Source organism: Streptomyces altiplanensis, assembly GCF_053591575.1.
Genome location: NZ_JBSFUB010000003.1, coordinates 1 through 24,545, shown reverse-complemented (window position 1 = coordinate 24,545; position 24,545 = coordinate 1). Strand labels below are relative to the sequence as shown.

At 72.4% G+C, this 24,545-nt stretch carries 23 protein-coding genes and 1 tRNA gene; 14 read left to right on the top strand and 10 right to left on the bottom strand.

Going from position 1 to position 24,545, the window contains the following annotated elements; genetic code table 11:
- Positions 1-116 precede the first annotated feature (116 nt).
- The 3 genes from ACWD0Y_RS01860 to ACWD0Y_RS01850 all read left to right on the top strand — a co-directional run bounded on the left by ACWD0Y_RS01860 (position 117) and on the right by ACWD0Y_RS01850 (position 2,387).
- Positions 117-590 carry a carboxymuconolactone decarboxylase family protein gene (locus ACWD0Y_RS01860; protein ID WP_450258515.1) on the top strand — a complete coding sequence of 158 codons (474 nt, stop codon included), beginning with the start codon at positions 117-119 and terminating at the stop codon, positions 588-590.
- Positions 591-804: 214 nt separating this feature from the next.
- Positions 805-1,353, top strand: coding sequence for a YceI family protein (locus ACWD0Y_RS01855; RefSeq protein ID WP_450258514.1), 549 nt, complete (start codon positions 805-807; stop codon positions 1,351-1,353).
- 215 nt (positions 1,354-1,568) lie between these two features.
- Positions 1,569-2,387: an endonuclease/exonuclease/phosphatase family protein gene (locus ACWD0Y_RS01850; protein ID WP_450258513.1), complete on the top strand. Its 819-nt coding sequence runs from the start codon at positions 1,569-1,571 to the stop codon at positions 2,385-2,387.
- A 139-nt stretch (positions 2,388-2,526) separates the two neighbouring features.
- Here the strand turns inward: ACWD0Y_RS01850 and ACWD0Y_RS01845 are convergent.
- A tRNA-Arg gene (locus tag ACWD0Y_RS01845) sits at positions 2,527-2,599 on the bottom strand.
- 194 nt (positions 2,600-2,793) lie between these two features.
- Here ACWD0Y_RS01845 and ACWD0Y_RS01840 point away from each other — a divergent pair.
- Complete coding sequence (locus ACWD0Y_RS01840; protein WP_450258512.1) at positions 2,794-4,515, top strand: class I adenylate-forming enzyme family protein; 1,722 nt, start codon at positions 2,794-2,796, stop codon at positions 4,513-4,515.
- Here the strand turns inward: ACWD0Y_RS01840 and ACWD0Y_RS01835 are convergent.
- Entirely contained in the window at positions 4,502-5,872 is a 1,371-nt protein-coding gene (locus ACWD0Y_RS01835; RefSeq protein ID WP_450258511.1) for a M6 family metalloprotease domain-containing protein, read from the bottom strand. The genes ACWD0Y_RS01840 and ACWD0Y_RS01835 overlap by 14 nt on opposite strands.
- Positions 5,873-6,238: 366 nt before the next feature.
- Between ACWD0Y_RS01835 and ACWD0Y_RS01830 the strand changes: the two genes are divergently transcribed.
- Together ACWD0Y_RS01830 and ACWD0Y_RS01825 are read left to right on the top strand one after the other, a co-directional pair.
- Entirely contained in the window at positions 6,239-6,901 is a 663-nt protein-coding gene (locus tag ACWD0Y_RS01830; protein ID WP_450258637.1) for a TetR/AcrR family transcriptional regulator, read from the top strand.
- Between the two features lie 77 nt (positions 6,902-6,978).
- Complete coding sequence (locus ACWD0Y_RS01825) at positions 6,979-8,505, top strand: MFS transporter (RefSeq protein WP_450258510.1); 1,527 nt, start codon at positions 6,979-6,981, stop codon at positions 8,503-8,505.
- Positions 8,506-8,572: 67 nt separating this feature from the next.
- On the opposite strand, the gene ACWD0Y_RS01820 is transcribed toward ACWD0Y_RS01825, so the two are convergent.
- Positions 8,573-9,064, bottom strand: a complete 492-nt coding sequence (locus ACWD0Y_RS01820) for a MarR family winged helix-turn-helix transcriptional regulator (RefSeq protein WP_450258509.1) — start codon at positions 9,062-9,064, stop codon at positions 8,573-8,575.
- A gap of 107 nt (positions 9,065-9,171) precedes the next feature.
- On the opposite strand from ACWD0Y_RS01820, the gene ACWD0Y_RS01815 reads away from it, so the two are divergent.
- Complete coding sequence (locus ACWD0Y_RS01815; RefSeq protein ID WP_450258636.1) at positions 9,172-9,933, top strand: dioxygenase family protein; 762 nt, start codon at positions 9,172-9,174, stop codon at positions 9,931-9,933.
- Between the two features lie 92 nt (positions 9,934-10,025).
- Here the strand turns inward: ACWD0Y_RS01815 and ACWD0Y_RS01810 are convergent, their stop codons facing one another.
- A complete protein-coding gene (locus tag ACWD0Y_RS01810) occupies positions 10,026-11,048 on the bottom strand; it encodes a questin oxidase family protein (protein ID WP_450258508.1) in 1,023 nt (340 codons plus the stop codon).
- Positions 11,049-11,589: 541 nt separating this feature from the next.
- Between ACWD0Y_RS01810 and ACWD0Y_RS01805 the strand changes: the two genes are divergently transcribed.
- The gene (locus ACWD0Y_RS01805) at positions 11,590-11,760 is read left to right on the top strand and encodes a hypothetical protein (RefSeq protein ID WP_450258507.1); all 171 of its coding nucleotides are present in this window, start codon (positions 11,590-11,592) and stop codon (positions 11,758-11,760) included.
- 115 nt (positions 11,761-11,875) lie between these two features.
- Entirely contained in the window at positions 11,876-12,874 is a 999-nt protein-coding gene (locus ACWD0Y_RS01800) for a sigma-70 family RNA polymerase sigma factor (RefSeq protein ID WP_093800440.1), read from the top strand.
- A gap of 135 nt (positions 12,875-13,009) precedes the next feature.
- Here the strand turns inward: ACWD0Y_RS01800 and ACWD0Y_RS01795 are convergent, their stop codons facing one another.
- Positions 13,010-13,990 carry a helix-turn-helix transcriptional regulator gene (locus ACWD0Y_RS01795; protein ID WP_450258506.1) on the bottom strand — a complete coding sequence of 327 codons (981 nt, stop codon included), beginning with the start codon at positions 13,988-13,990 and terminating at the stop codon, positions 13,010-13,012.
- A 62-nt stretch (positions 13,991-14,052) separates the two neighbouring features.
- On the opposite strand from ACWD0Y_RS01795, the gene ACWD0Y_RS01790 reads away from it, so the two are divergent.
- The 4 genes from ACWD0Y_RS01790 (at position 14,053) to ACWD0Y_RS01775 (ending at position 19,645) form a co-directional block, all read left to right on the top strand.
- A complete protein-coding gene (locus tag ACWD0Y_RS01790) occupies positions 14,053-15,585 on the top strand; it encodes an MFS transporter (RefSeq protein WP_450258505.1) in 1,533 nt (510 codons plus the stop codon).
- A gap of 165 nt (positions 15,586-15,750) precedes the next feature.
- On the top strand, positions 15,751-16,512 hold the full coding sequence (locus ACWD0Y_RS01785) for a DeoR/GlpR family DNA-binding transcription regulator (protein WP_450258504.1): 762 nt from the start codon (positions 15,751-15,753) through the stop codon (positions 16,510-16,512).
- Between the two features lie 12 nt (positions 16,513-16,524).
- Positions 16,525-17,472 (top strand): 1-phosphofructokinase, encoded by a 948-nt coding sequence (gene pfkB / locus ACWD0Y_RS01780; RefSeq protein WP_450258503.1) that lies wholly within the window; start codon positions 16,525-16,527, stop codon positions 17,470-17,472.
- A gap of 34 nt (positions 17,473-17,506) precedes the next feature.
- Positions 17,507-19,645: a PTS fructose transporter subunit IIABC gene (locus ACWD0Y_RS01775; protein WP_450258502.1), complete on the top strand. Its 2,139-nt coding sequence runs from the start codon at positions 17,507-17,509 to the stop codon at positions 19,643-19,645.
- Positions 19,646-19,767: 122 nt separating this feature from the next.
- On the opposite strand, the gene ACWD0Y_RS01770 is transcribed toward ACWD0Y_RS01775, so the two are convergent.
- Positions 19,768-20,559 carry a DUF6227 family protein gene (locus ACWD0Y_RS01770; protein WP_450258501.1) on the bottom strand — a complete coding sequence of 264 codons (792 nt, stop codon included), beginning with the start codon at positions 20,557-20,559 and terminating at the stop codon, positions 19,768-19,770.
- A 154-nt stretch (positions 20,560-20,713) separates the two neighbouring features.
- Entirely contained in the window at positions 20,714-21,802 is a 1,089-nt protein-coding gene (locus ACWD0Y_RS01765) for a P1 family peptidase (RefSeq protein ID WP_450258500.1), read from the bottom strand.
- Positions 21,803-21,922: 120 nt separating this feature from the next.
- Between ACWD0Y_RS01765 and ACWD0Y_RS01760 the strand changes: the two genes are divergently transcribed.
- Entirely contained in the window at positions 21,923-22,147 is a 225-nt protein-coding gene (locus tag ACWD0Y_RS01760; protein WP_450258499.1) for a hypothetical protein, read from the top strand.
- Between the two features lie 10 nt (positions 22,148-22,157).
- On the opposite strand, the gene mscL is transcribed toward ACWD0Y_RS01760, so the two are convergent.
- From mscL to ACWD0Y_RS01745, 3 genes are all read right to left on the bottom strand, one after another.
- Positions 22,158-22,634 carry a large conductance mechanosensitive channel protein MscL gene (mscL, locus tag ACWD0Y_RS01755; RefSeq protein WP_450258498.1) on the bottom strand — a complete coding sequence of 159 codons (477 nt, stop codon included), beginning with the start codon at positions 22,632-22,634 and terminating at the stop codon, positions 22,158-22,160.
- A gap of 123 nt (positions 22,635-22,757) precedes the next feature.
- Complete coding sequence (locus tag ACWD0Y_RS01750) at positions 22,758-23,366, bottom strand: hypothetical protein (protein ID WP_450258497.1); 609 nt, start codon at positions 23,364-23,366, stop codon at positions 22,758-22,760.
- A gap of 160 nt (positions 23,367-23,526) precedes the next feature.
- Complete coding sequence (locus ACWD0Y_RS01745) at positions 23,527-24,360, bottom strand: S-methyl-5'-thioadenosine phosphorylase (protein ID WP_450258496.1); 834 nt, start codon at positions 24,358-24,360, stop codon at positions 23,527-23,529.
- Between the last annotated feature and the right edge of the window lie 185 nt (positions 24,361-24,545).

Sequence of the window (24,545 nt, the reverse complement as noted above, 5' to 3'; positions counted from 1 at the left end):
GCGCGTCACCTCACATCCCGAGGTGCTGCCTCGTCGTACCGGTGGGACGAACCCGATCCCGCGCACCACTGTTCCGTCCCTGCGGCGGAACGGCCAAGCAGGAAAAGGAGATCACTGTGAACACCCGTTTCGACTTCTTCGCCAACCCGGTCTCGGCCGCATCCCTGAAGCACATCGTCTCGGCGGGCAAGGCGGTCGCGGGCTCGACGCTGCCGCCCGCGACGCGGGAACTGGTACTGCTCCGCGTCAGCCAGATCAACGGCTGCGGTTTCTGCGTCGACATGCACACCAAGGACGCCGTGCACGCCGGGGAGACCCCGCAGCGCGTCAACCTGGTCGCCGTCTGGCGGGAGGCCACGGTGTTCACCGACGCCGAGCGCGCGGCCCTTGAGCTGGCGGAGCAGGGCACCCGTATCGCCGACGCGGCCGGCGGCGTCACCGACGAGGTCTGGGCGAACGCGGCCAAGCATTACGACGAGGACCAGCTCGCCGCCTTGATCTCGATCATCGCGATCATCAACGCCATCAACCGCCTGAACGTCATCACCCAGCGGCCCGCAGGTGACTACCAGCCCGGTCAGTTCGGGTGACCGGCAACCCTGGCCGCCCCTGAACGGTCCCGTCGGAGACGGCGGGGCACGGGCGGCCAGGGTGAGCCGGACAGACGGAAACGACGATGCCGGACACCCGGACTCCGGGGCCCGGGGTCCGAGGCCCGGGGTCCGGGGCCCGGGGTCCGGCCGTCGTGGTGCGGACGCGTCACCTCACCCACTTCTTCACGCACACCTCCAGGAGCGACCAAGCATGTCGGCCACCACCAGGCTCAGCGATCTGACCGGCGACTACGTCCTCGACACCGCCCACACCCACATCGGGTTCGTCGCCCGGCACACGATGGCCACCAGGGTGCGCGGGCAGTTCGACGAGTTCGAGGGCGGCGCGCACCTGGACGGCGACCACCCGTCGAAGTCCAGCGCACGGCTCCTGATCCAGGCGAAGAGCATCCAGACCCGCAACCGGCAGCGCGACGACCTGCTGCGCGGCATGTTCCTGGACACGGACAGCCACCCGGCCATCACCTTCACCTCGGCCGAGGTGGAGCAGGTCGACGAGACGAACTACAAGGTCATCGGTGACCTGACCCTCCACGGGACGACCAGACCGGTCACCGTGGACGTCGAGCTGACCGGCGGCGGGAGCGGCCCGCAGGGTGACTTCCGGGTCGGCTTCAAGGGCAGCGTCACGATCGACCGCAACGACTGGGGCGTGAACTGGAACGCCGCGACCGCCGTCCTGGTCAGCCCGAAGGTGGTGCTGGAGTTCGACGTCACCGCGATCCGGCGGCAGCCCTGACAGGACAGGTCTCTTCAGCGGCTCGGCATTCCCCTGCCCGCCGGGGCCGACCGGCAACCGGAACCGACCGGCGGTCGGCGCCACCGGGCCGGCGCCGTACGAAGCCGTCCTCACGGCTTCCCCGGCCCAGCAACCGTCCGGAGACGGACACCCCGGTGGCAACAGGCCCGGGAGGACACACGGAGAGGAACCTGATGGCGACGAGACTGCGCGTCGTGACGTTGAACGTATGGAACACCCGGGGTGACGCCCCGGCACGGACGGCACTGATCAATGCCGAACTGCGGCGGCTCGAACCGGATCTCGTCGCATTGCAGGAGGTCCTGCCGGGCCAACTGCCCGGCCTGGTCGAGGGGACCGGGCTGCACGGCACCCACCAGTCGCAGACGGCCGCGACGGCACCGCCCTACGCGGACCGGTACGGCGGAACCGCGATCGCTACGCGATGGCCGCACCGCATCGTCGAAGTCCTCGATCAGCGCGGAACGAACGCGCCCGACATCCCGTGGCTCACCCTGGCGGCGCTGGTGCCGCTGCCCGGGCTGGGCGAAGCGTTGTTCATCGCGCCGGCGACGTCGTTCCGCCTCGGCGCGGAAGCACAACGGGAGCGCCAGGTACTGGCCTTGAGCGATCTGGACGCCCGGCACCGGACAGCCCTGCCCACGATCATGGCCGGTGATTTCAACGCGGATCCCGATGCGGCCAGTATCCGGTACCTGACCGGCCGGCAGTCACTCTCGGGACGCAGCACGCATTTCCACGACGCATGGGAGATCGCGGGCTCCGGCCCCGGACACACCTGGTCCGCCGACAACCCCAACGCGACCGAGGACATCGAGGTCCTGGTCCGCCAGCCCGGCCACCGCCGCCGGTTCGACTACGTCTTCGCCGGCTCACCGCACGCCCACCCGAACGCCTTCGCTCGTGTCCGCAGCGCCCGACTCGCATTCGACGAGCCGGCCGACGGCCTGTGGGCGAGCGATCACTACGGTGTCGTCGCCGACCTGGAAGTGGGCCTGCTCGCCACCGGGTAGCACCGCGGCCGCCGCGCACCGGGGCCGGTCTCGCCGTCACCGACCCGTCCGCTCACGCAAACGGCCCCGGACGGGGAGTCCGAGGCCGACTGAAAGCCCCTCCTTGGAGAGAACCCCAGGTCAGAGCGGTAATGCGCTGTGCCCCCGGCAGGATTCGAACCTGCGACACCCGCTTTAGGAGAGCGGTGCTCTATCCCCTGAGCTACGGAGGCGTGGCCGTGGTGCTGGGTGGCCGAGGGCTAGCGTACCGGGTCGGGGGGCTCGTGTGGGAATGGGTTCCGCGGCGGGGTGGCGGTGGGGTCGCGGAGGGGCGGCGGGAGAAAGATGGCTGGTGCACGAATCTTGACTGGCGGCGGGGGCGGGCATAGCGTCCAAGTGCTGAGCAAGCGCTTAGAGAGGTTCGTCCGTGCCGAACAATGATCCGTTGCGCGCCGCCGAAGCCGCGCTGACCGCCCCCGGGGCGCCCTTCGAGGTCGTACGGGCGGAGGACGGGAGTCCGCTGTACGCCGACGGGCCCCGGACGCTGCGGGAGTTCGTCGAGGTGACCTGGGCGTACGGGGACCGGCCGTTCCTGGTCGCGGAGAGCGGGACGTACACGTACGGCGAGTTCTTCGCCGCCGCCTGCGCGCTGGCCCGGCGGTTCGCCGGGGAGTACGGGCTCCTGCCGGGGGACCGGGCCGTCATCGCCATGCGCAATCATCCCGAGTGGCAAGTCGCTTTCTGGGCCGCGCAGTTGGCGGGGCTTGTCGCCGTGCCGCTCAATGGCTGGTGGACCGGGGCCGAGTTCGCGTACGCGCTCGACGACTGCGAGCCCGGTGTGCTGCTCGTCGACGGGGAGCGGCTGCCGCAGGTCGAGCCGTGGCTCGCGGGGCGGACGGGGCGGAAGCGACGGCCCCGGGTTGTCGTGTTCCACAGGGACGCGGGGGAGTTGGGCGGGGCGCACGAGGCGTACGAGGCGTACGAAGGGATCCGGCAGGCCGATCCGCTTCTCGGGCCGCCCGATGTCGATGTACGGGCCGAGGACGACGCCACCATCATCTACACGTCCGGGACCACCGGGCGGCCCAAGGGCGCCGTCGCCACCCACCTCGCCCAGGCCGGCGCCGCCACGCACCCCCGCTTCCACGCCGCGCTGGCCGCGCTCGCGCGCGGGGAGGTGCCGGGGCAGGGGCCCGCTCCCGTGACGCTCATGACGTTTCCGTTCTTCCACGTCGCCGCCTTCACCGCCGTGTACGCCGCCATGGCGGCCGGCGGCTCCCTCGTCCTCATGCGCAAGTGGGACGCCGGGCGCGCGCTCGCGCTGATCCGCGAGCACCGCGTCACGCACTACGCCGGTGTGCCGGCCACCGCCCTCCAGCTGCTGGACGCGGCGGAGGCGGCCGGGGACGGGCTGGAGAGCCTCACCATGCTCAACACCGGCGGAGCCGCCGCGCCCGCCGGCCTCGTCGGGCGGCTCACGGCCCGGCACGGCGAGCGCATCGAGCCCCGCAACGGTTACGGACTGACCGAGACCAGCGGCGGCGTGCTGGCCACCTCCGGCGCGGCGTACCGCGCGGACCCCGGCAGTGCCGGGCGGCCCGCACCGGCCGTCGAGGTGCGGATCGCGGGGCCGGACGGGCAGGCATCGGCCGAGGGCGAGGTCGGCGAGCTGTGGCTGCGCGGGCAGTCGCTGGTCAGGGGGTACTGGAACGACCCCGGCGCGACCTCGCGCGCCTTCGCCGAGGGCGGGTGGTTCCGGACCGGGGACCTCGCGACCGTGCGGGACGGCGGGTGCGTCAGCATCGTCGACCGCATCAAGGACATGGTCATCCGCGGCGGCGAGAACGTGTACTGCGTCGAGGTCGAGAGCGTGCTGCACGACCATCCGGAGGTGCTGGACGCGGCGGTACTCGGCGTTCCGCACCCCGTACTCGGGGAGGAAGTCGCCGCCGTCGTGCAGCTGCGGGCCGGAGCCGGGACCGGTGCGGAGGAGCTGCGGGCGCATGTGGGCAGGAGCCTCGCCGCGTTCAAGGTGCCCGCCCATGTGCTCGTACGGGAGGAGCCGCTGCCCCGCAACGCCACCGGGAAGGTCCTCAAGAGGGAGCTGAGGGGAGAGGTGGGAGGCGGTCCGGGCGTCAGCGGCGGGTGACGCGGACCCGGAAATCACCGTCCGCCGTCCTGTCGGTCACCGAGATCCGGACTCCGTACTGGCGGTCCTTGAAGGTCTGGCCCTCCTCGAACGGCGCGTCCGACAGCTCGGCGTGCACATTGGGCCGCCGGGTGCAGCCCCCGCTGTCGCGCTCGCTGTCGGCGACCGTCACCGGGCCGTGGCCCGTGTCGACGTCGGCGTCGACGCGGTAGATCAGCACGCCCGGCTTGCAGACGGCCTCGTCGTTGCCCGCCCGGGTGCGCACCTCCACCGCGTAACCCGTCTTCTCCGTCAGGGGGATGAAGACGAGTTTCGCCCCGGTGTCCCCGTCCCCGTCCCGGACTTCGGTGCCCCCGTCCCTCTCCCCATTTCCGTCCCCGTCCTCGTCCTCGTCCCGCGAGGCGAGCGGTGTCAGGAGGTGTTCGGTGGTGCCGGGCGCGGCCGCGCAGCGGATCTGCGCGCTGTCGAGCCAGCCGAGCTTCCACTTGTGCCAGGCCAGCAGATCGTTGTTGGCCCCCCAGTCCTCGGACATGATGTCCCAGTGCCCGACCGACCCCCCGCCGTCCATGGTGTAGAGGTCCGGCAGCCCGAAGACATGGCCGTTCTCGTGCGGCAGGACCCGGAAGCCGGTCTCGCCGTAGGAACCCGACCCGTCGTCCTGGCGGCTGTAGACGAACGACGTGTTGGCGAGCGGGACGCCGTCGGCGCGCGGCGCGTCCTCGTTGCCGGAGAAGGTGACGGACAGGACGGTGTCCAGGGCCGAGGGCCCGGCATTGGGTGTGACCAGGACGTTGACCAGGTCGTACGAGCGGAAGTCCACCCGGGCGTCGGTCGCGGCGACGATGTCCTGGACGAGGCGGCGGTAGCCGGGTTCGTACGGTGAGCCGCGGTCTATCCCGTACGCCGCGAAGGGCATCGGCATCCGTATCCACTCGGTGAACGGGGTGACGGGCCGGTAGCGCAGGCGCCCGTACGAACTCGTCTCGAACCACTTCGTCGTCTGCGGGAAGAACTCCTCCAACCGGTCGCGCGCCGAGCCCTTCCCCGGCGCGTCCGAGAAGTCGATCATGAGGGTCAGGGCGTGGACGTCACCGGTGGAGCGGGCGAATCCGGGTGGCGTCGGCATTCCCTCCGACATCTGCACGCCCAGGGTGCCCGTGATCCTGCACGGTTCGAGCGCGGCCTCACCGGTCACGGACACCGCCGGGTCGCCGGAGCCCACCGGGCCCGCCGACGCGCTGGTCCCGGTGGCGAGCGGGGACCCGGCGGAGGTCACGGACGCGAGGGCGAGACCGGTGAGAACGGCGACGCTCACCAGGTGGCGGGGTCTGCGTATCCGGGGGCGGGTCTGCCGCATGGAGGCGCCTTCGGGGTCCGCGGCAGCCGGCCGTCCCTGACTGCTCTCGTTCGCTCACCCTGTGCCGGGCGCTCGCCGGGCGCTCGCCGGGCGGACCTCCGGATAGGCCGATCGTGCGGAATTTCTCGCTCCGTTTGTGATCAGGGTCACATGTGGTAGTTCGGGAAATAACCGGGGATGGACTCCCCGTTTACACCTGTGTTCGCCGAACCGGGGACCGACTCCCCGGTTGCCGGCTCTCGCGCGGGAAGGTCTTCGCGCGGGGAGGCTTTCACACGAGAAGGTACGAGAAGGAGCGCCGTGGCCACCGACACCGGAACCGACATCGACGCCGACACCGGAAGCGACATCGGCACCGGAACCGACATCGAGGCCGGCACCGGCATCCGCACCGAAGCCGCCCGGCCCCGCGCCCAGCGGCCCCGGGCCGACGCCCTGCGCAACCGGGAGCGGATCGTCTCGGCCGCGCGCGAGATGTTCGTCGAGTCCGGACCCGAGGTGCCGCTCGACGAGATCGCCCGCCGTGCGGGCGTCGGCAACGCGACGCTGTACCGGCACTTCCCGGACCGTACCGAACTGATCCACCACGTGGTCGTCTCCGTCCTGTCCCGCACCGCGGACCGGGCCCGGGCGGCGATCGCCGAGGAGGCCGACCCCTTCGACGCGCTGCGCCGCTTCGTCCACGCGGCCGCCGACGAGCGGGTCGGCGCGCTGTGCCCGATGCTCGCCGACGGCTTCGACAAGGAACACCCGGAACTGCTCGCCGGGCGCGAGCGTCTCGAAGGGGCCGTCGACAGCCTCATGAGGCGCGCGCGGCAGGCCGGGCGGCTCCGTGACGACGTGGCCGTCGGCGATCTGCTGGTCGCCCTCTCCCAGCTCACCCGGCCGCTGCCGGGCAGTGCGTGCATGAACTTCGACCAGTTCGTCCACCGTCACCTGCAACTCTTCCTCGACGGCCTGGAGGCACCGGCGCGTTCCGTCCTCCCCGGCACTCCCGCGACGTGGGAGGGCCTGCGCCGGGATTCGTGACCCCCGCCCGACCTCCGCTTCCGCTCACATAGTTACGTACCTTTTTCTCCTCTTCGCACCCTTAGGCGGATACCTCCATGCCAAAAACAGCCGACACCCTCCTCCCCGACCCGGGCCGCTGGAAAGCACTGGTCTTCATCGCCCTCGCCCAGCTGATGGTGGTCCTCGACGCGACGATCGTGAACATCGCGCTGCCGTCGGCCCAGCAGGACCTGGGGATCTCGGACGCGAACCGCCAGTGGGTCATCACGGCGTACGCCCTGGCCTTCGGCGGACTGCTGCTCTTCGGCGGCCGTATAGCCGACCTGTGGGGCCGCAAGCGCACCTTCGTCGTCGGTCTGCTCGGTTTCGCGGCGGCCTCCGCCCTCGGCGGCGCGGCCACCAACGAGGCGCTGATGCTGGGCTCGCGCGCCCTCCAGGGCGCCTTCGGCGCGCTGCTCGCGCCGGCCGCGCTCTCGCTGCTCGCGGTGACCTTCACCGACGTGCGCGAACGCGCCAAGGCCTTCGGCATCTTCGGTGCGATCGCGGGCGGCGGCGGCGCGGTCGGCCTGATCCTGGGCGGCTTCCTCACCGAGTACCTGAACTGGCGCTGGACGTTCTTCGTCAACATCCCCTTCGCGGTCGTCGCGGCGGCGGGCGCCTACTTCGTGATCCGTGAGCCGGCCGGCGGCCGCAACCGCTCGCCGCTCGACATCCCGGGCGTCGTCCTCTCCACCCTCGGCCTGGTCGCGCTGGTGTACGGCTTCACGCGCGCCGAGACCGACGGCTGGGCGTCGGGTGCGACGATCGGCCTCTTCGTCGCCTCCGCCGTACTGCTCGCCGTCTTCGTGGCCGTCGAGTCGAAGGTCAAGTCGCCGCTGCTGCCGCTGCGCGTTCTGATGGAGCGCAACCGCGGCGGTGTCTACGCGTCGCTGGGTCTCGCCGTCATCGCGATGTTCGGGCTCTTCCTCTTCCTCACCTACTACCTCCAGATCGTGAAGGGCTACTCGCCCGTCATGACCGGCTTCGCCTTCCTGCCGATGATCGCGGGCATGATCACGGGCTCGACCCAGATCGGCGCCCGTCTGATGACGCGGGTCGCGCCCCGCTACCTGATGGGCCCCGGCTTCCTGGTCGCGGCGCTCGGCATGCTGCTGCTGACGCAGCTGGAGATCGGTTCCTCGTACGCCGGACTCATCCTGCCCGCGCAGCTGCTGCTGGGTCTGGGCATGGGTACGGCGTTCATGCCGGCCATGTCGCTGGCGACGCACGGCATCGAGCCGCGCGACGCGGGCGTGGCCTCGGCCATGGTCAACACCTCGCAGCAGGTGGGCGGCGCGATCGGTACGGCGCTGCTGAACACCATCGCGGCCAGCGCCACCACGGCGTACATCACCTCGCACGCCGCCGGCGCCACCAACGAGCAGCTGCTCCAGGCGCAGGCGATGGTGCACGGCTACGCGAGCGCCATCTGGTGGGCGGTCGGCATCCTGGCCGTCTCCGCGGCGATCGCGCTGACGCTGATCAACACCGGCCGTCCGGGTGCGACGACGGTCGCGGGTTCGGGCGACGGCGCGGGCTCGGGCGCGGAGGACGAGGTGCGGATCCCCGTCATCGCGCACTGACGTCCCCGGCCGGGCCCGCCCCGGCCGGCCCGGCTGCCCTGGTTCCGCTCCGGATTCGGTTCCGGCTTCAGCGGAGCCAGGGCAGGTCCGCGCCCGCGCCCGTCGGCTGGAGCCCCTCCGCCATGACCCGCATGATCTCGCCGAGCTGACGCACCTGCTCGGGGGTGAGCCGGTCGAACATCGCCTGGCGGACGGTGGCGACGTGGCCGGGCGCGGTCTGCCTCAGGACCGCGTACCCCTCGTCCGTCAGTACGGCGTTCTGCCCGCGCCGGTCGGACGGGCACTCCTCGCGGCGCACCCAGCCGTTGCGCTCCAGGCGGGAGACGGCGTGCGAGAGCCGGGAGCGGGTGATCTTCGCGGTCTCGGCCAGCTCGGTCATCCTCAGCCGCCGCTCCGGTGCCTGGGAGAGCTGCACGAGCAGGCCGTAGTAGACGTGCGGCATGCCGGCGTCGCGCTGGAGCTGGCGGTCCAGGTGGTCCTCCAGAAGGGTGGTGGCCTGGAGGTACGCGCGCCAGGTGCGCTGCTCCTCTTCGCTGAGCCAGCGGGGTGCCGTCGTCATGGGCACCACTCTACGGGCCCTCTTCTTGAAACTTAAACTAGCTGGCGTTAGGGTTGTTTCCACAAGCCTGCTTGAAGTTTCAAGGAAAGGTTGCGGCCGTGGAGCGTATGCCCGCCCTCTATCTGAGCCACGGAGCTCCGCCGCTGGCCGACGACCCCGTCTGGCCCGGCCAGCTCGCGTCCTGGTCCGCCGGTCTTCCCCGGCCGCGCGCGATCCTGATGGTCTCCGCCCACTGGGAGGAGGCCCCGCTCGCACTCGGCGCCACTGAGACGGTGCCGCTCGTCCACGACTTCTGGGGCTTCCCCGAGCACTACTACCGCGTCCGCTACGCCGCGCCCGGCGCCCCCGGACTCGCCGATTCCGTACGGAAGCTGCTGCGCGGCGCCGGTACGCCCGTCCAGGACATCCCGGACCGCGGGCTCGACCACGGGGCGTACGTCCCGCTGGTCGAGATGTTCCCGGCGGCCGACATCCCCGTACTCCAGATCTCCATGCCCACCCTCGACCCGCAGGGGCTGATGGACATCGGGCGCAAGCTCGCGCCCCTGCGCGACGAGGGCGTACTGATCGTCGGCAGCGGCTTCTTCACCCACAACCTGGCCGCCCTGCGGCACCCGGGCGGGGGAGTGCCCGGCTGGTCGGCGGAGTTCGACGCGTGGGGGCGCGAGGCGCTGGCGGCGGCGGACGTGGACGCGCTGCTCGACTTCGCGCACACGTCCCCGGCCGGCCGGCTCGCCCACCCGCGCACCGAGCACTTCGCGCCGCTGTTCGTGACGCTGGGCGCGTCCGAGGGAGAGCTGGAAACGCAGCGCGAGGTGATCGACGGCTTCTGGATGGGGCTGGCGAAGCGGTCGGTGCAGTTCGGCTGACGGCTCCTCAGGACCCCGGAGTTCCAAGGCTTCCGGGCCTCCGGGCCTCGGGCGCCTCAGGACTCCGGGGCCTGCCTCAGGGATCCAGGGCCTCAGGTCAGCGGCTCGCTGAGTTCGATCGCGCGCAGGGCGGACGCCAGCGACCGCTCGTCGCCGATGTCGAGCGCGGTGTCGGTGAACTTGATGACGTGCTCGTCGCCGTGCGCCGCCGCCCGCTCGAAGACCTCCTCGGGGGTGACGGAGCCCGGCGCGGCGTACGGGAGGGGCTCGTCCGGGGCGTACATCGAGGTGACCGCCGCCGAGGCCGCCCAGGCGGCGTGCAGGCTCGGCACCCACAGGGTGCGGGGGAGCGCGGGGAGGGTGCGCAGGACGGCGTTGGGGGCCGTCGCCGCGTGGACCAGCATGGTCTCGTCGCCGTGCCCGTGCGTGGCGTACCGGTGGGTGGCGGCCCGTACCAGCTCGGCCAGCCGCCGCCGCGCCTCGTCCGGGTCCGTGGCGGCGAGCGCCTCCGCCCACACCGGGAGCCGCGTGACGCGGCCGAGGCGGTCGGGGAAGCTCCCTTGGCGTACGTCGACGGGCGGTACGGCGTCCAGCGCCTCGGCGGCGGTGGGGGCGGCGGGCAGCGGGACGGGCGGCTCCACGGGGCGGTAGCGGGCGGCCCAGTAGCCGAGGCCGTGGGCGAGCTCGGTGCGGCGGGGGGCGTTCTCGCCGTCCGTCAGGAGGGTGCGTACCGCGTGGCCCACCCGGATCACCGGATGCGCGGCGCCGCCGTACACGCCCGGCAGCAGCCTGGGCCACCACGTGGCGAGCACTTCGCGCCACGGCTGTCCCGCTTCCGTGAGGCGGTGCGCGAAGTACGCGATCCAGTCGGCGGCCCGGCGCGGATCGCCCAGCGCCTCCTGCCAGTTGCCGTCGGTCACCGGAGTGTGGCGGGAAGGGAAGTCTTCCAGCCGCGCGGCGTAAAGATCCAGCCAGCGGTGGACGGATCCGGCCCGGCCGTGCGCGGCGAGGGACTCGACGGCCATGGGGGCGTGGTTGGTGAGGCGGCCCAGACGCTCGGGACCGTGGGTGTGGAGGCGTTCGAGGGCTTCGTCGAGGATGCCTGTGGTGTCCATGCGCCGGAGACTAGGCGCGGGGCGGGCGGAGGGTAACGGGCTGCGGACCTACACCGGGGCCTAGGCCGCAGGGCCGAGACCAGGGGCGGGGCGGGGAGGGCGGTCGTACCGGGCGACGTCCCGGTGGCGGCCGAACTCCCGGCCTACTTCCCGGTACGTACCGGCATGGCGGGAGCCGAAGCGGGCGTGGAGCCGTGGAGCCGGGCGGACGCCTCGCTGGGCCGGGCCACGCCGGCGTACGCGCGGGGGAGGCACGCGCCCTGTCCGCGCCCGCCAGCGCCTCGAAGAGCGCCTCGTGCGGCAGCGTGCCGATGCCGCGGCCGCCGGCGCCGGGCGCGCAGGAGACGCCGACTCCGACGTTCGGCGTTCGGCGGAGGTGCCGTAGGCGGTTTTCGGGCGGGAGAGGTTACTCGTCGCGTAACCGAGAACACGGCCGGAGAGGCCGGAACGGGCGCCGCGGGCAACCAGCAGACCGTGCGGGCCGTCTTCAGGGGGGGAGCGGCCACGGGCGGCGCTGCCCGGGCGTGAAGAGAAGACGGTGGTGCCGAAGGCGATCGCCGTCTCGCGGACGCTCGCGGACGCAGTGGTTGCGGATGCCCGTGAGGCAGCCGAGGCCGGCTTCGGCGCCCGTGCTGACCTGCGCTTCCGGGTGCGCGAGTTCCATGCGGCTCCCCCGGAAAGCGGACAGGGTACTGCAAGATCACGAAAATGAATGCATGCCATGGGAATTCTGTCCGGATTCCAGTCGTTGTTTCCAGTGGAAGCGGGGCACCCGAAGAGGAGTCCGGCAGCCAACACATCGCGACCTACTCAGCAAGGGAGCACGCATGGCAACCCGTGCCGTCGCCCGTCAGCAGACCGCCACTGGCGGATCCGGCGGGGTACGCAGCGTTCGCGCCGTAGGCGGGGAGATCGCCGACCGCGACCTGGTCGGTATGTACCTCGACGAGATCGCACGGACGCCGCTGCTCGACGCCGCCAAGGAAGTCGACCTCTCACAGACCATCGAGGCAGGTGTGTACGCGCAGCAGATCCTCGACAAGGAAGTGGAGAGCGACGCGGGCGGCGCCTCCCGCGAGGAACTGGAAGCGCTGGTCGCACAGGCCGAGCGTGCCAAGGACCTGTTCATCCGTGCCAACCTCCGTCTCGTCGTGGCGGTCGCGCGCCGCTACCCGCGCAGCGGCCTCCCCCTGCTCGACCTGATCCAGGAGGGGAACGCGGGCCTGGTGCGTGCGGTCGAGAAGTTCGACTACACGAAGGGCTTCAAGTTCTCCACGTACGCCACCTGGTGGATCCGGCAGGCCATCACCCGGTCCATCGCGGACCAGTCCCGCACCATCCGGCTCCCCGTCCACCTGGTGGAGGAGCTGGGCCGCATCCGGCGCGTGCAGCGCGAGTTCAACCGTGAGCACGGGCGCGAGCCCGAGCACGCGGAGATCGCGGCCGAGCTGGACGCCAAGCCCGAGCGCGTCAGCGACGTCCTGGACTGGGCGCGCGACCCGGTCTCGCTCAACATGCCCGTCGACGACGCGGGGGAGACGCAGTTCGGCGACCTGCTGGAGGACACGTCGGCGGTCTCGCCCGAGCAGTCGGTGCTCTCGCTGCTGCGCAGCGAGGGGCTGGAGGACCTCATAGGCCGGCTCGACGAGCGGACGGCCTCGATCATCCGTATGCGGTACGGCATCGAGGACGGCCGGGAGCGGACCCTGACCGAGGTCGGCAAGCAGCACGGACTGACGCGTGAGCGGATCCGGCAGATAGAGAAGCACGCTCTGATGGACCTGAAGCGCATGGCGCACGACACAGGCTTCGACGCGGTCGCATAAACGGCCCCGATCGAGGTACGTGTCTTTCCAGGGCCGAGCCCCGGCGCACTCCCCCCGGCGCCGGGGCTCCCCTGTGTCCGCCGCTCTCTGCGCTGCTCCCGCGGTGCGGTCCCGTCCCTGCTGCCTCCGCGAGTTCTACTGCTCCCGCGGGGCGGTCGCGCGGGTGAGCCTGCCGCCGAGCCCGGCCAGGTAGTCGACCAGTTCCTGCGGCTCGGACACCGTGAACTCGCAGTCCACCAGCGCGAGCCGGAGCCCCAGCCACTCCACCGAGTCGGTGGCCGTCACGTCGAGCCGGCAGCGGCCGTCGTCGCCCCCGACCGGCTCCGGTGTGCCGAGCGAGCCCGGCAGCCGGGCCGCGACGAACTCGGCGGGCGCCTCGAACGTCGCCACCACCCGGTACTGGGGCTGGAGCCGCTTCATGGAGTGCCGGATGAATTCGGCGGCGTCCCCGCTCGGCAGTCCCCGCGGAGTGAAGCGCGCCCCCGTGGCGAACGGCTCACTGACCCGGTCCACGCGGAACGTACGCCAGGCGTCCCGGTCCAGGTCGTACGCGACGAGGTACCAGCGCCGCCCCGTGCTCACCAGCCGGTGCGGCTCGACGAGACGCCTGGTCCGCGACCCGTCCCCCGAGCGGTAGGCGAACCGCAGCCGCTCCTGCCCGGTCGCCGCGCCCGCCATCACCGTGAGCGTACGGGGATCGATGGTCGCCCCGTCGCCGCTGGTCAGCGGGATGGTGGCGGCCTGGAGGGTGGAGACCTGCCGGCGCAGCCTGGACGGCAGCACCTGCTCCAGCTTCGCCAGCGCCCGCACCGACGCCTCCTCGATGCCCTCGACCGCGTGGCCCGCGCCGGCCCGCAGCCCCACCGCGATGGCGACGGCCTCCTCGTCGTCGAGCACCAGTGGCGGCATCGCCTTGCCCGCCACGAGCCGGTAGCCGCCGTCCGCGCCCATCGTCGCCTGCACGGGATAGCCGAGCTCGCGCAGCCGGTCGATGTCGCGCCGCACGGTGCGGCGGCTGACGCGCAGGCGTTCGGAGAGCTCGCTGCCGGGCCATTCGCGGGGTGTCTGGAGCAGCGAGAGCAGTTGCAGCAGCCGGGCCGGCGTATCGGTCGTCATGTCTTCAGGATGCCGTCCCAGTGGGACACAACCTGTCCTACATCGGCCCTAGTCTCGCTCGTATGACTTCAACACCCCTGCAGTCCGAGCAGACGGACGGGACCGGGACGAGCACGCCCGACCGCCGCCGGTGGTTCGCGCTCGCCATCGTGATGACCGCCGCCTTCATGGACCTGGTCGACGTCACGATCGTCAACATCGCGGTCCCGAGCATCCGGCAGGACCTGGGCGCCACCTTCGGAGCGATCCAGTGGATCACCGCGGGGTACGCCCTGGCCTTCGCCGCCGGGCTGATCACCGGCGGCAGGCTGGGCGACATCTACGGCCGCAAGCGGCTCTTCCTGATCGGCATCGCCGGCTTCACGCTCGCCTCCGCGCTCTGCGGTTTCGCCACCGGCCCGGAGATGCTCGTGGCCTCCCGCATCCTCCAGGGCGGGATGGCGGCGCTCATGGTGCCGCAGGTCCTGTCGATCGTCCACGCCACCTTCCCCGCGCACGAGCGCGGCAAGGTCTTCGGCCTCTTCGGCGCGATCGTCGGCCTGGGCGCCGTGTCGGGCCCGATGCTGGGCGCGCTGCTCACCGAGTGGAACCTGTTCGGCCTGGAGTGGCGGCCGATCTTCCTCATCAACCTGCCCGTCGGCATCGTGGGACTGGTCCTGGGCGTCCGCTTCATCGGCGAGTCCAGGGCCCCCAGGGCACTGCGCCTCGACCTGGTCGGCGTAGCGCTCGCGACCCTCGGCCTTCTCATGCTGATCTACCCGCTCATCCGCGGCGAGGAGCTGGGCTGGCCGCTGTGGGGCCACCTCGCCATGACCGGCAGCCTGGCCGTCTTCGCCCTCTTCGTCGCGTACGAGCGCTACAAGACCCGCAAGGACGGCTCGCCCCTGGTCGAACTCTCCCTCTTCCGGGTCAAGAGCTTCGCCGCCGGCATCGCGGTGCAGCTGACCTTCGGCGTGGCGCTGGGCATCTTCTTCCTGGTCTGGACGCTCTACATGCAGATGGGCCTCGGCTGGAGCGCGCTGCGCGCCGGCACGACGGGCATCCCGTTCTCCATAGCGGTCTCACTCGCCGCGGGCATCTCCGTGCAGAAGCTGGTCCCGCGCTTCGGCAGGAAGGTCCTCCAGGCGGGCGCGCTGACGATGGTGGCCGGGCTGCTGCTCTACATCTGGGAGGCCGACCGGTACGGCACGGCCATCCACCCCTGGCAGATGGCGCTGCCCCTCGTCGTGATGGGGCTCGGCATGGGCCTGATCGTGGCGCCGCTGACGGACGCGGTGCTGTCCGAGGTGCCGCGCGAGCACGCCGGTTCGGCCTCCGGCCTGATCAACACGGTGCAGCAGATGGGCAACGCGCTGGGCCTCGGCCTGGTGTCGGTCGTCTTCTTCGGTGTCATGGACGACCACCTGACGCCGGACACCGTCGGCATGGCCTTCGTCGACGCGTTCCAGAACGCGCTGTGGTGGGCGACCGCGGTGCTGGTGGCCATCTTCTGCCTGATGTTCGCGCTGCCGGCGCGGCCGCGGGCGGGGATGGAAGGCGCGGCGGCCGCGGCCCCGGAAGCCTCCCCGGTGAAGGAGCCGGCGCTCACCCCCTGATCCACGACCGCCGACCGACGGCGCCCGTGTCTCCGGACACGGGCGCCGTCTCCGTCCGGGCCCGAATATGTCCGCCCGATGCCCGAATCTGTTTACATCCGCGAAACCTGGTCGTACTCTGCGAGAGAAACCACAGGTTCGGGCATCGAACGGAAGTAACCCCACATGTACGCACCGGAGCGCCAGCAGGAGATCCTGCGCCTCGCCCGCGAGAGCGGGCGGGTGGACGTGCTCTCTCTCGCCGAGACCTTCCAGGTCACCGCCGAGACCGTCCGCCGCGACCTCAAGTCCCTGGACCGCGCGGGTCTCCTCCGGCGGGTGCACGGCGGCGCGATCCCCGCGGGCCGCCTCGGCTTCGAGCCGGACCTCGCCGAGCGCGAGTCCACCGCCGCCGACGAGAAGGACCGCATCGCGCGGGCGGCCCTCGCCGAACTGCCCGACGACGGCAGCGTCATCCTCGACGCCGGCTCGACCGTCGCCCGCCTCGCCGCCGACGTACCGCTGGAGTGCGGGTTCACCGTCGTCACCCACGCGCTGCCCGTCGCCGCCCGCCTCGCCGACCACCCCGGCATCGACCTGCACCTCGTCGGGGGGCGGGTCCGCCACCGTACGCGCGCCGCCGTCGACGCCTGGGCGCTGCGTGCGTACGGCGAGATCCGCGCCGACGTCGCCTTCCTCGCCACCAACGGCTTCTCGCCCGACGGCGGCCTCACCACCCCCGACCTCGCCGAGGCGGCCGTGAAGCGCGCGGTCGTCGCGGCCGCCCGCCGGGTCGTCCTGCTGGCCGACTCCACCAAGCACGGGCAGGAGCACTTCGCCCGCTTCGGCGACCTGACCGACGTGGACCTGCTCATCACCGACGCCGGTCTGAGCCCCGAAGACGCCGCCGCCATCGAGGCCGGCGGCACCGAAGTGCAGTGTGTCTAGGAACGAGTGCCCATGATCCTCACCATCACCCCCAACCCCAGCCTCGACCGGACGTACGAAGTCCCCGTCCTCCAGCGGGGTGGGGTGCTGCGCGCCACCGCCGACCGGATGGACCCGGGCGGCAAGGGCGTCAACGTCTCGCGCGCCGTGGCCGCGGCCGGACACCGCACCCTCGCCGTCATGCCGCTGGGCGGGGCGCCGGGCGCGCTCGTCGCCGAACTCCTCGGGGCCGAGGGCATCGAGGTCGTGCCGTTCGAAGCGGCGGGCGACACCCGCTCCAACATCACCCTCGTGGAGCCGGACGGCACCCTCACCAAGATCAACGCACCGGGCCCCGAACTCTCCGCCACCGACTCCGAGTCGCTCCTGGAGGCCGTACGCACGCACTCGGCCGGCGCCGACTGGATCGCCTGCTGCGGCAGCCTGCCGCGCGGCCTGGCCCCCGAGTGGTACGCCGAACTGGTGGCCCGCGCGCACGAGGCGGGCGCCCGCATCGCACTCGACACCTCGGGCCCGTCCCTCCTCGCGGCACTCCGCGAACGCCCGGACGTGGTCAAGCCCAACGCCGAAGAACTCGCCCAGGCCGTCGGCCGCCCCCTGGCCACGGTCGGCGACGCGCTGAAGGCGGCGCGGGAACTCCGCGACGCGGGGGCGCGCACGGTACTCGCCAGCCTCGGGGCCGACGGACAACTGCTGGTCGGCGAAGAGGGCACGTACTACGCCACCGCGAAGGTCACCCTCGTACGCAGCAACGTCGGCGCGGGCGACGCCTCGCTCGCCGGCTTCCTGACGGCGGGCGGCGAGGGCCCCCGGGCCCTGGCCTCAGCAGCCGCACACGGCGCGGCAGCCGTCCAGCTGCCCGGCAGCGTCATGCCGGCACCGGCCGACCTGAACCCCTCCTCGGTCGCCGTGACGGCCGACGTCCCCCTGGACCGCGCGCTGGCGGAGCCGGCCGCATGATCCGCATACCCCCGTACTCCCGTAGGAGCCCGCGATGAGCCAGATGATCACCGCGGACCTGGTCGACCTCGACCTGGCCGCCGGTACGAAGGAAGAGGCGGCGCGCGCGCTCGCCGAACGCATGGTGGCGCTCGGCCGCGTGACCGGCCTCGACGGCTTCCTCGCCGACGTCGCGGCGCGCGAGGCGCAGATGCCGACCGGCCTGGACGGAGGCATCGGCATCCCGCACTGCCGCAGCGAACACGTCACCGAGCCGACGCTCGCCTTCGGGCGCAGCGCACGCGGCATCGACTTCGGCGCCCCGGACGGCCCGGCCGACCTCGTCTTCCTCATCGCGGCCCCGGCGGGCGCGGACGACGCGCACCTGACGATCCTCTCCAGCCTGGCCCGCCACCTGATGGACGCCGACTTCACCGCCGCCCTCCGCGCGGCCGGGGACCCGGCGTCGGCGGCGGCCCTGATCCGCGGCGACGCCCCGCAGGACGCGCCCGGCGCCGTCGCGGAACCCGCGGCGTCGGGAGGGGACGCGCCGGGACGCTCCCCGCAGGACACCGAACGCGACCACCCCGAACAGACCGGTGTACCCGGACGTTCGGCACCCGGGGAGACGCCCCGGCGCGGCGCCGACTCCGACTCGGACGCCCCCGCCCCTGAGCGCACCGCCGCCGACGCCCCCGCCCCGCCCGCCGTCCCGTTCAAGATCGTCGCTGTCACCTCCTGCCCCACCGGCATCGCACACACCTACATGGCTGCCGAAGCACTCGAACAGGCAGGAAACAACGCCGACACGGAACTGACCGTGGAGACCCAGGGCTCCGCCGGTTTCACGCGTCTGGACCCCGCCGTGATCGCCGCAGCGGACGGCGTGATCTTCGCCCACGACGTGCCCGTACGGGAGAAGGAGCGCTTCGCGGGCAAGCCGACCGTCGACGTGAACGTCAAGGCCGGCATCAACCGCCCCGCCGAGCTCATCGCGGAAGTCCGCGCCAAGGCCGCACGCGGCGAGGTCACTTCGTCCGCGGCCAAGGGCTCCCCGGTCGAGGAAGCGGGCGAGCCGGGCGAAGGCTACGGAACGAAGCTCCGCAAATGGCTCATGTCCGGCGTCAGTTACATGGTGCCGTTCGTCGCCGCGGGCGGCCTGCTCATCGCCCTGGGCTTCGCCATCGGCGGCTACGAGATCAACAAGGCCCCTTCCGTCATCGAGCACTTCGCCTGGACGGACACCACCAGCTGGGCCGCCCTGATGTTCCAGATCGGCGGCCTCGCCTTCGGCTTCCTGGTGCCCGTCCTGGCCGGCTACATCGCGTACGGAATGGCCGACAGGCCGGGACTCGTCCCCGGCTTCGTCGGCGGCGCGATCGCCGTCGCCATCGACGCTGGCTTCCTCGGCGGCCTGGTCGCCGGTCTCCTCGCCGGCGCGGTGGTGATGGCGATCCAGAAGCCCGAGGTCCCCGCCCCCCTCCGCGGCATCATGCCGGTGGTGGTGATCCCCCTGGTCTCCTCCGCCGTCGTCGGCTTCCTGATGTTCCTGGTGGTCGGCGAGCCGATCGCGAAGCTCCAGAGCGCGCTCACCGACTGGCTGTCCGGCCTCTCCGGTGCCAACGCGATCATCCTCGGCGTCGTCCTCGGCCTGATGATGTGCTTCGACCTGGGCGGCCCGCTCAACAAGGTCGCGTACGCCTTCGCCGTCGGCGGTCTCGCCAACCCCAACGAGGGCAGCCTCAAGGCCATGGCCGCCGTCATGGCCGCGGGCATGGTCCCGCCGCTGGCGATGGCCCTGGCCACGACCGTACGCGGCCGGCTCTTCACCAAGACCGAGCGTGAGAACGGCAAGGCGGCCTGGGTGCTGGGCGCGTCGTTCATCACCGAGGGCGCGATTCCGTTCGCCGCGGCCGACCCGCTGCGCGTGATCCCGTCGGCGATGGCGGGCGGCGCGGTCACCGGCGCCCTGTCGATGGCCTTCGAGTGCACGCTGCGGGCCCCGCACGGAGGCGTCTTCGTGGTCCCGCTGATCGGCAACCCGTTCCTCTACCTGGTCGCCGTCCTGGCCGGTACGGCGGTCAGCACGGGCCTGGTCGTCCTCCTCAAGGGACTGCGGAGGACGGCGGGGCCGGCGAAGGCCGGGGACGCGGCCACGGAGACCGGCGACGCCAAGGTGGCAGTAGCCGCCTGACGCACGGCTGCCGCCCAGCCGGCGCACGCCGGGCCCGCACAGGACGACGCGGGCCCGGCGGCGCTGCGGTCCGGCGGCGCTGCGGCCTTGTGGCGCTACGACCCGGTGGCGCGACGGCCCGGTCAGCGCACCCGCGCGCGGAGTTCCATCGCCTCGCGCGCGGTGCGCTCCGTCTCGTACACCTCGCACATGTGACGGCCGTCCGGCGTAGCCGTGTGCTCGACCTCCCACAGACTCACCTCGCTGCCGTCGCGCAGCAGGAACGCGTGCTCGTACAGCGTGAACCCGGCGTCCCGGCCCTCCACGCTGCACTGGCGGCCGAAGGCCTGGGTGATCTGGTGGGCGACGGCGTCGCCCAGGCGCAGCGCGGTGTCCCGCCCCGGGCGGCCGGCGTTCTCGGCGCGGCGGAGCACACGGCGCGCGTGGTCGGCGGAGTTGTCCGGGATGAAGATGCGGCGGGCGGGCGGTCGCACGGCCATGAGCGCGGCAAGGATTTCGAGGTCGGCGTCCAGGTCGGTGTCCGGATCGCGGTCGGGGCAGTCCGCGTCGAGCCCCGTGGCGCCGTCCCCGCCGGGGAAGCCGGAGGCACCCGTACCGCCCGGGCGAGGCAGCCGGGACACGGCCAGCCGGACCCCGTCCGCCTCCGTGTACAGCTCGTGCTGCGTGGCGCCGTCGCGGGTCGCGTTGTGCGCCAGCTCCCACAGGACGAGGGAGCTGCCGTCGGAGAGCAGGAACGCGTGCTTGAACGTCTCGCGGTGCAGCCCCGCGCTGTGGTGCGAGGAGTGCAGGGACGTGCTGTGGGCCAGCGCGGATTCGAGCCGCTCCACGGTCGTGTCGGGCAGGTCGAACGAGTTGAGTGCGCGCCCCAGGAGTCGCTCGAGGTGCTCCTCGGTTGTCTCGTACGGATCGCTCAAGGGTCTCTCCAGGCCGTCGCCGCTTGTCACTTGCCGAGTGCTCAACGTAGCCCCTGGGTCTGACAACGTCGCCGGGTTGAGGAAAACGAAGGAGGAGCAAGTACGGTTCCCGTCCTTCCGGCCGGCCGGTCCGCCGTGTCGGTCCGTCGCTCCGTCAGTAGAGATCCCGGTACGCCGGGTAAACGCCCCCGGGCCCCTCGACCCCCTCCGCCGCCAGCACGGCCTTCACCACCGCCCGGGCCAGCGCGTCCGCCCCGGCCCCCAGGACCTCGTTGAGAGCGGTCACGTCCCCGCCCGCGTACGCCGCGAACCCGGACCCGGGGGAGTCGGCCGGCAGCGGCCTCGCCCCCGTCGCCAGGGCGAAGACGATGTCGCCGTCGGTGAGCAGGTGTACGGGACGCAGGGCCCGCGCGAGGCCGTCGTGCGCCGTCCCGGCGAGCTTCTGCGCCTGCGCCCGGGACAGTTCCGCGTCGGTAGCGACGACCGCGAGGGTGGTGTTCAGCACCGGACGCACGGGGGTCACCGAGCGCCGCCGCGTCTCCTCCCGCGCTTCGGCCAGCCTGCGCTGCGCCGCCTCGTGGACCTCCGCCGCAGGGCGGTCGGCCCACCCCTGTACGCCATCGCCGTACAGGACGCCGGTCAGCGGATCGACGGCCGAACCCGCGGCGTTGACGACCGCGAGCGCCCCCACCGTGATGCCCGAGCCGAGTACGACGGAGGCCGTGCCGACGCCGCCCTTCATCGCGCCCGCGACCGCGCCCGTCCCCGCGCCCACCCCGCCCTGCGCCACGGGCGCCCCGATGTCCGTACGGGAGGCCTCCTCGACGGCGGCCCGTCCCGTCGCGGCGCCGGGCCTGGCCCGCCAGTCGCCGCCGCGCCCCAGGTCGAAGAGGCAGGCGGCCGGCACGACGGGCACCACCTGCGCCGGGCCGGGCCCGACCCGGACCCCCCGGCCCCGCTCCTCCAGCCAGGCCATCACCCCGGAAGCGGCGTCCAGGCCGTACGCGCTGCCGCCCGTCAGGACGACGGCGTCGATGCGCTGCACCAGGTTGCGCGGGTCGAGGGCGTCCGTCTCGCGCGTGCCCGGAGCCCCGCCCCGCACCTCCACGGCGGCCACCGCCCCGCCCTCCGGCGCCAGTACGACGGTGGTGCCGCTCAGCGCGCGGTCGCCCGGCACACGTGCGTGGCCCACCCGCAGCCCGGCCACATCGGTCAGGGCGTCCGCTCTCGTCCGGTGTCCCATGGCATCCTGCGTATCACGGGACGGCCCGCGTGAGGGCGGAGCCGCCAAGACTGCCGGGACCACCGAGGCCGCAAAGGCCTCAGAGGCCGCCGAACCGTCCGTCCGCCGTACCCTGGAACCATGAGCACCGCCCCCGCCCACGGACCGCGCGATCCGGAGCAGACGTCCGAGCAGCAGGCCGAGCGAAAGCCGCGGCCGAAGCCGGCGCTGGACTTCGGCGATCCGCTGGACCAGCAGTCAGCGGACGATACGGACCGAGGGTGGGGCGAGCGGCCTCCGGGCAGCGGCGGCAGCACGGCAGACCTCGCCCGGTTCCTGGACGAGAAGCCGCCGCACCATCTCTGAGCGACCCGGGTCACGGCGAGTTGCCGTGGCCCGGGCCGCGCTGTGCGACCAGGGCGTCCCTGATCTCCTTCAGCAGTTCGATCTCGGTGACCTCCATGACCTCCACGGTGGCTTCCTGCGCCTTGTCCCGTGCCGCCCGCCGCGCCAGGTACTTGGCCATGGGCAGCACCATGAGGAAGTAGACGACCGCCGCGGTGATCAGGAAGCTGAGGACCGCGCTGAGAACCAGCCCCCAGTTGATCGGGATGCCCTGCATCACGCCGTTCTTGTCCGGCGTGCACGGCTGCTTCAGACAGGAGCTGTACTTCTCCAGGTCCTGCGTGCCGAACGCGCCGACCACCGGGTTGATCACCCCCTTGACGATCGAGTTCACGACGTTGGTGAACGCGGCGCCGATGACCACCGCGACAGCCAGGTCGATCACGTTGCCGCGCATCAGGAAGGCTTTGAAGCCCGCCAGAACGCTCTGCTTCTTCTCCTCGCTCACGAATGAGCCTCTTTTCGCATGTACGGGGGGCGGAGCAAACAGTTCCGAAACCTACGTCAGCAGGTGAAGGGCCTGTCCAATCGCCGTCCACGGACCAGTGACATGAGGGCTCGTCAGTTCTGGTCAGCACACCGTCACCGCCAGCCGGGACGTCGCCCCCACACCGGCCAGTGCGGCGGCCGTGGCGCGCGGTACGGACAGAACGACCAGCGCTCCCTCGCCCCCGCCCGCGGAGGTCTCGCGCACCTTCGGCACCTCGGCCACACGGGCACCGGCAGCCACCACCCGGGCGTCCGGCGGCTCCCCGCCCACCCCCTGGGGGCCGGCCGCCGCAGCGATCACATCGACACGGTCTCCGCGGCGCAGCAGCCGCACGGTCGCGGCGTCCGCGATCCGCACCGGCGCGGACACCATCTCCACCGGCCGGCGCTCACGCTGCCGCGCCCCGGCCGCCCCGGCCGCCCCGGCCCCGGCCCGTTCCTCAGCCTGAGCCCCGGTCTGTGCCCCGCCGCCCGTACGTCCCGCGTCACGCGCGCCCGAAGCGGCCAGCGCGGCGGCTGCCATCGCGAGCCCGGCCGCCATCGCCCGCCTCCTGCGCCGCACCGCGCGCCGCAGCCGGTGCCTGCCGCCGCGCACCCGCAGCGGAGAGAAGTCGGGCACACCGCACGGCTCCGGTCCGGGAACGGACGCGGGAGGGGTGGGGGCGTAGGGATAGAGGGACACGGTGGTCACCGCCTGCCATGAGGAGTTCCGGCTGAACGCTCCTCACGATCCACGGCCCGCCCGGATCCTGCCGGAGCCTGTGGACGGCCCCCGGACTGTGGACAACCCGCTCACCCGCTCACCCACGCCCGCTCCGGTCAAGGCAGCGCAAGGCGGCGGCCCGCTCCGGTCAAGGCAGCGTGATCCCCGTGTCGATCCCGTCCAGTGCGTGCGCGCACAGGCAGTCCCGCGTCTCGTCCGCCGGCAGCGCCGCCACCGCGTCGAAGAGCACGTCGCGCAGCCGGCCCACATTCGCCCCGAACACCTTGAGCACCTCTTCGTGGGAGACGCCCTCGCCCGTCTCGGCCCCGGCGTCCAGATCCGTCACCAGCGTCAGTGACGTGTAGCAGAGCCCCAGCTCCCTGGCGAGCACGGCCTCCGGGTGCCCGGTCATGCCGACCACCGACCAGCCCGCCGCCGCGTGCCACCGCGACTCCGCCCGCGTCGAGAACCGCGGCCCCTCTATGACGACCAGCGTCCCGCCGTCCACCGGCTCCCACTCGCGCCCGCGCGCCGCCCCGAGCGCCGCCGCGCGCCCCTCGGGGCAGTACGGGTCGGCGAACGTCACGTGAACGACCTTCGGCAGCTTCCCGTCCACCGGCGTCTCACCGTCGTAGAACGTCTGCGTGCGCGCCTTCGTACGGTCCACCAGCTGGTCCGGTACGAGCAGGGTGCCCGGCCCGTACTCGGCCCGCAGCCCGCCCACCGCGCACGGCCCGAGCACCTGGCGCGCGCCGACGGACCGCAGCGCCCACAGGTTGGCGCGGTAGTTGATGCGGTGCGGCGGCAGGTGGTGACCCCGCCCGTGGCGGGGGAGGAAGGCCACCCGCCGCCCCGCTATCTCACCGAGGAAGAGCGAGTCGCTCGGCTTCCCGTAGGGCGTGTCCACCTCGACCTCGGTGACGTCCTCCAGGAAGGAGTAGAAGCCCGAGCCGCCAATCACGCCGATCTCTGCGTTCGCCATGGCGGTCACAGTAGCCGGGCGTGAAAACGCCGAGGACCCCGCCGTCGGAAACGGCGGGGTCCTCGCGCGCACTGCGCAGAAACAGGCGGCCTAGGGCGTGTTGCGAAAGTGGATCTTGTTCGTTCATGATCGTGTCCTGTGGGACGTGGGGATCTGACGAACGGCCAGTGGTCCCGGCTTGAGCC

Bases quoted from the DNA above. Each gene is read 5' to 3' on its own strand.
- ACWD0Y_RS01785 (WP_450258504.1), top strand. From the start codon at position 15,751: ATGTACGCACCGGAGCGCCAGCAGGAGATCCTGCGCCTCGCCCGCGAG.
- ACWD0Y_RS01810 (WP_450258508.1), bottom strand. From the start codon at position 11,048: ATGGACACCACAGGCATCCTCGACGAAGCCCTCGAACGCCTCCACACC.
- ACWD0Y_RS01825 (WP_450258510.1), top strand. From the start codon at position 6,979: ATGCCAAAAACAGCCGACACCCTCCTCCCCGACCCGGGCCGCTGGAAA.
- ACWD0Y_RS01800 (WP_093800440.1), top strand. From the start codon at position 11,876: ATGGCAACCCGTGCCGTCGCCCGTCAGCAGACCGCCACTGGCGGATCC.
- ACWD0Y_RS01815 (WP_450258636.1), top strand. From the start codon at position 9,172: ATGCCCGCCCTCTATCTGAGCCACGGAGCTCCGCCGCTGGCCGACGAC.
- ACWD0Y_RS01795 (WP_450258506.1), bottom strand. From the start codon at position 13,990: ATGACGACCGATACGCCGGCCCGGCTGCTGCAACTGCTCTCGCTGCTC.
- ACWD0Y_RS01790 (WP_450258505.1), top strand. From the start codon at position 14,053: ATGACTTCAACACCCCTGCAGTCCGAGCAGACGGACGGGACCGGGACG.
- ACWD0Y_RS01745 (WP_450258496.1), bottom strand. From the start codon at position 24,360: ATGGCGAACGCAGAGATCGGCGTGATTGGCGGCTCGGGCTTCTACTCC.
- ACWD0Y_RS01835 (WP_450258511.1), bottom strand. From the start codon at position 5,872: ATGCGGCAGACCCGCCCCCGGATACGCAGACCCCGCCACCTGGTGAGC.
- ACWD0Y_RS01775 (WP_450258502.1), top strand. From the start codon at position 17,507: ATGAGCCAGATGATCACCGCGGACCTGGTCGACCTCGACCTGGCCGCC.
- ACWD0Y_RS01760 (WP_450258499.1), top strand. From the start codon at position 21,923: ATGAGCACCGCCCCCGCCCACGGACCGCGCGATCCGGAGCAGACGTCC.
- ACWD0Y_RS01855 (WP_450258514.1), top strand. From the start codon at position 805: ATGTCGGCCACCACCAGGCTCAGCGATCTGACCGGCGACTACGTCCTC.
- pfkB (WP_450258503.1), top strand. From the start codon at position 16,525: ATGATCCTCACCATCACCCCCAACCCCAGCCTCGACCGGACGTACGAA.
- ACWD0Y_RS01820 (WP_450258509.1), bottom strand. From the start codon at position 9,064: ATGACGACGGCACCCCGCTGGCTCAGCGAAGAGGAGCAGCGCACCTGG.
- ACWD0Y_RS01765 (WP_450258500.1), bottom strand. From the start codon at position 21,802: ATGGGACACCGGACGAGAGCGGACGCCCTGACCGATGTGGCCGGGCTG.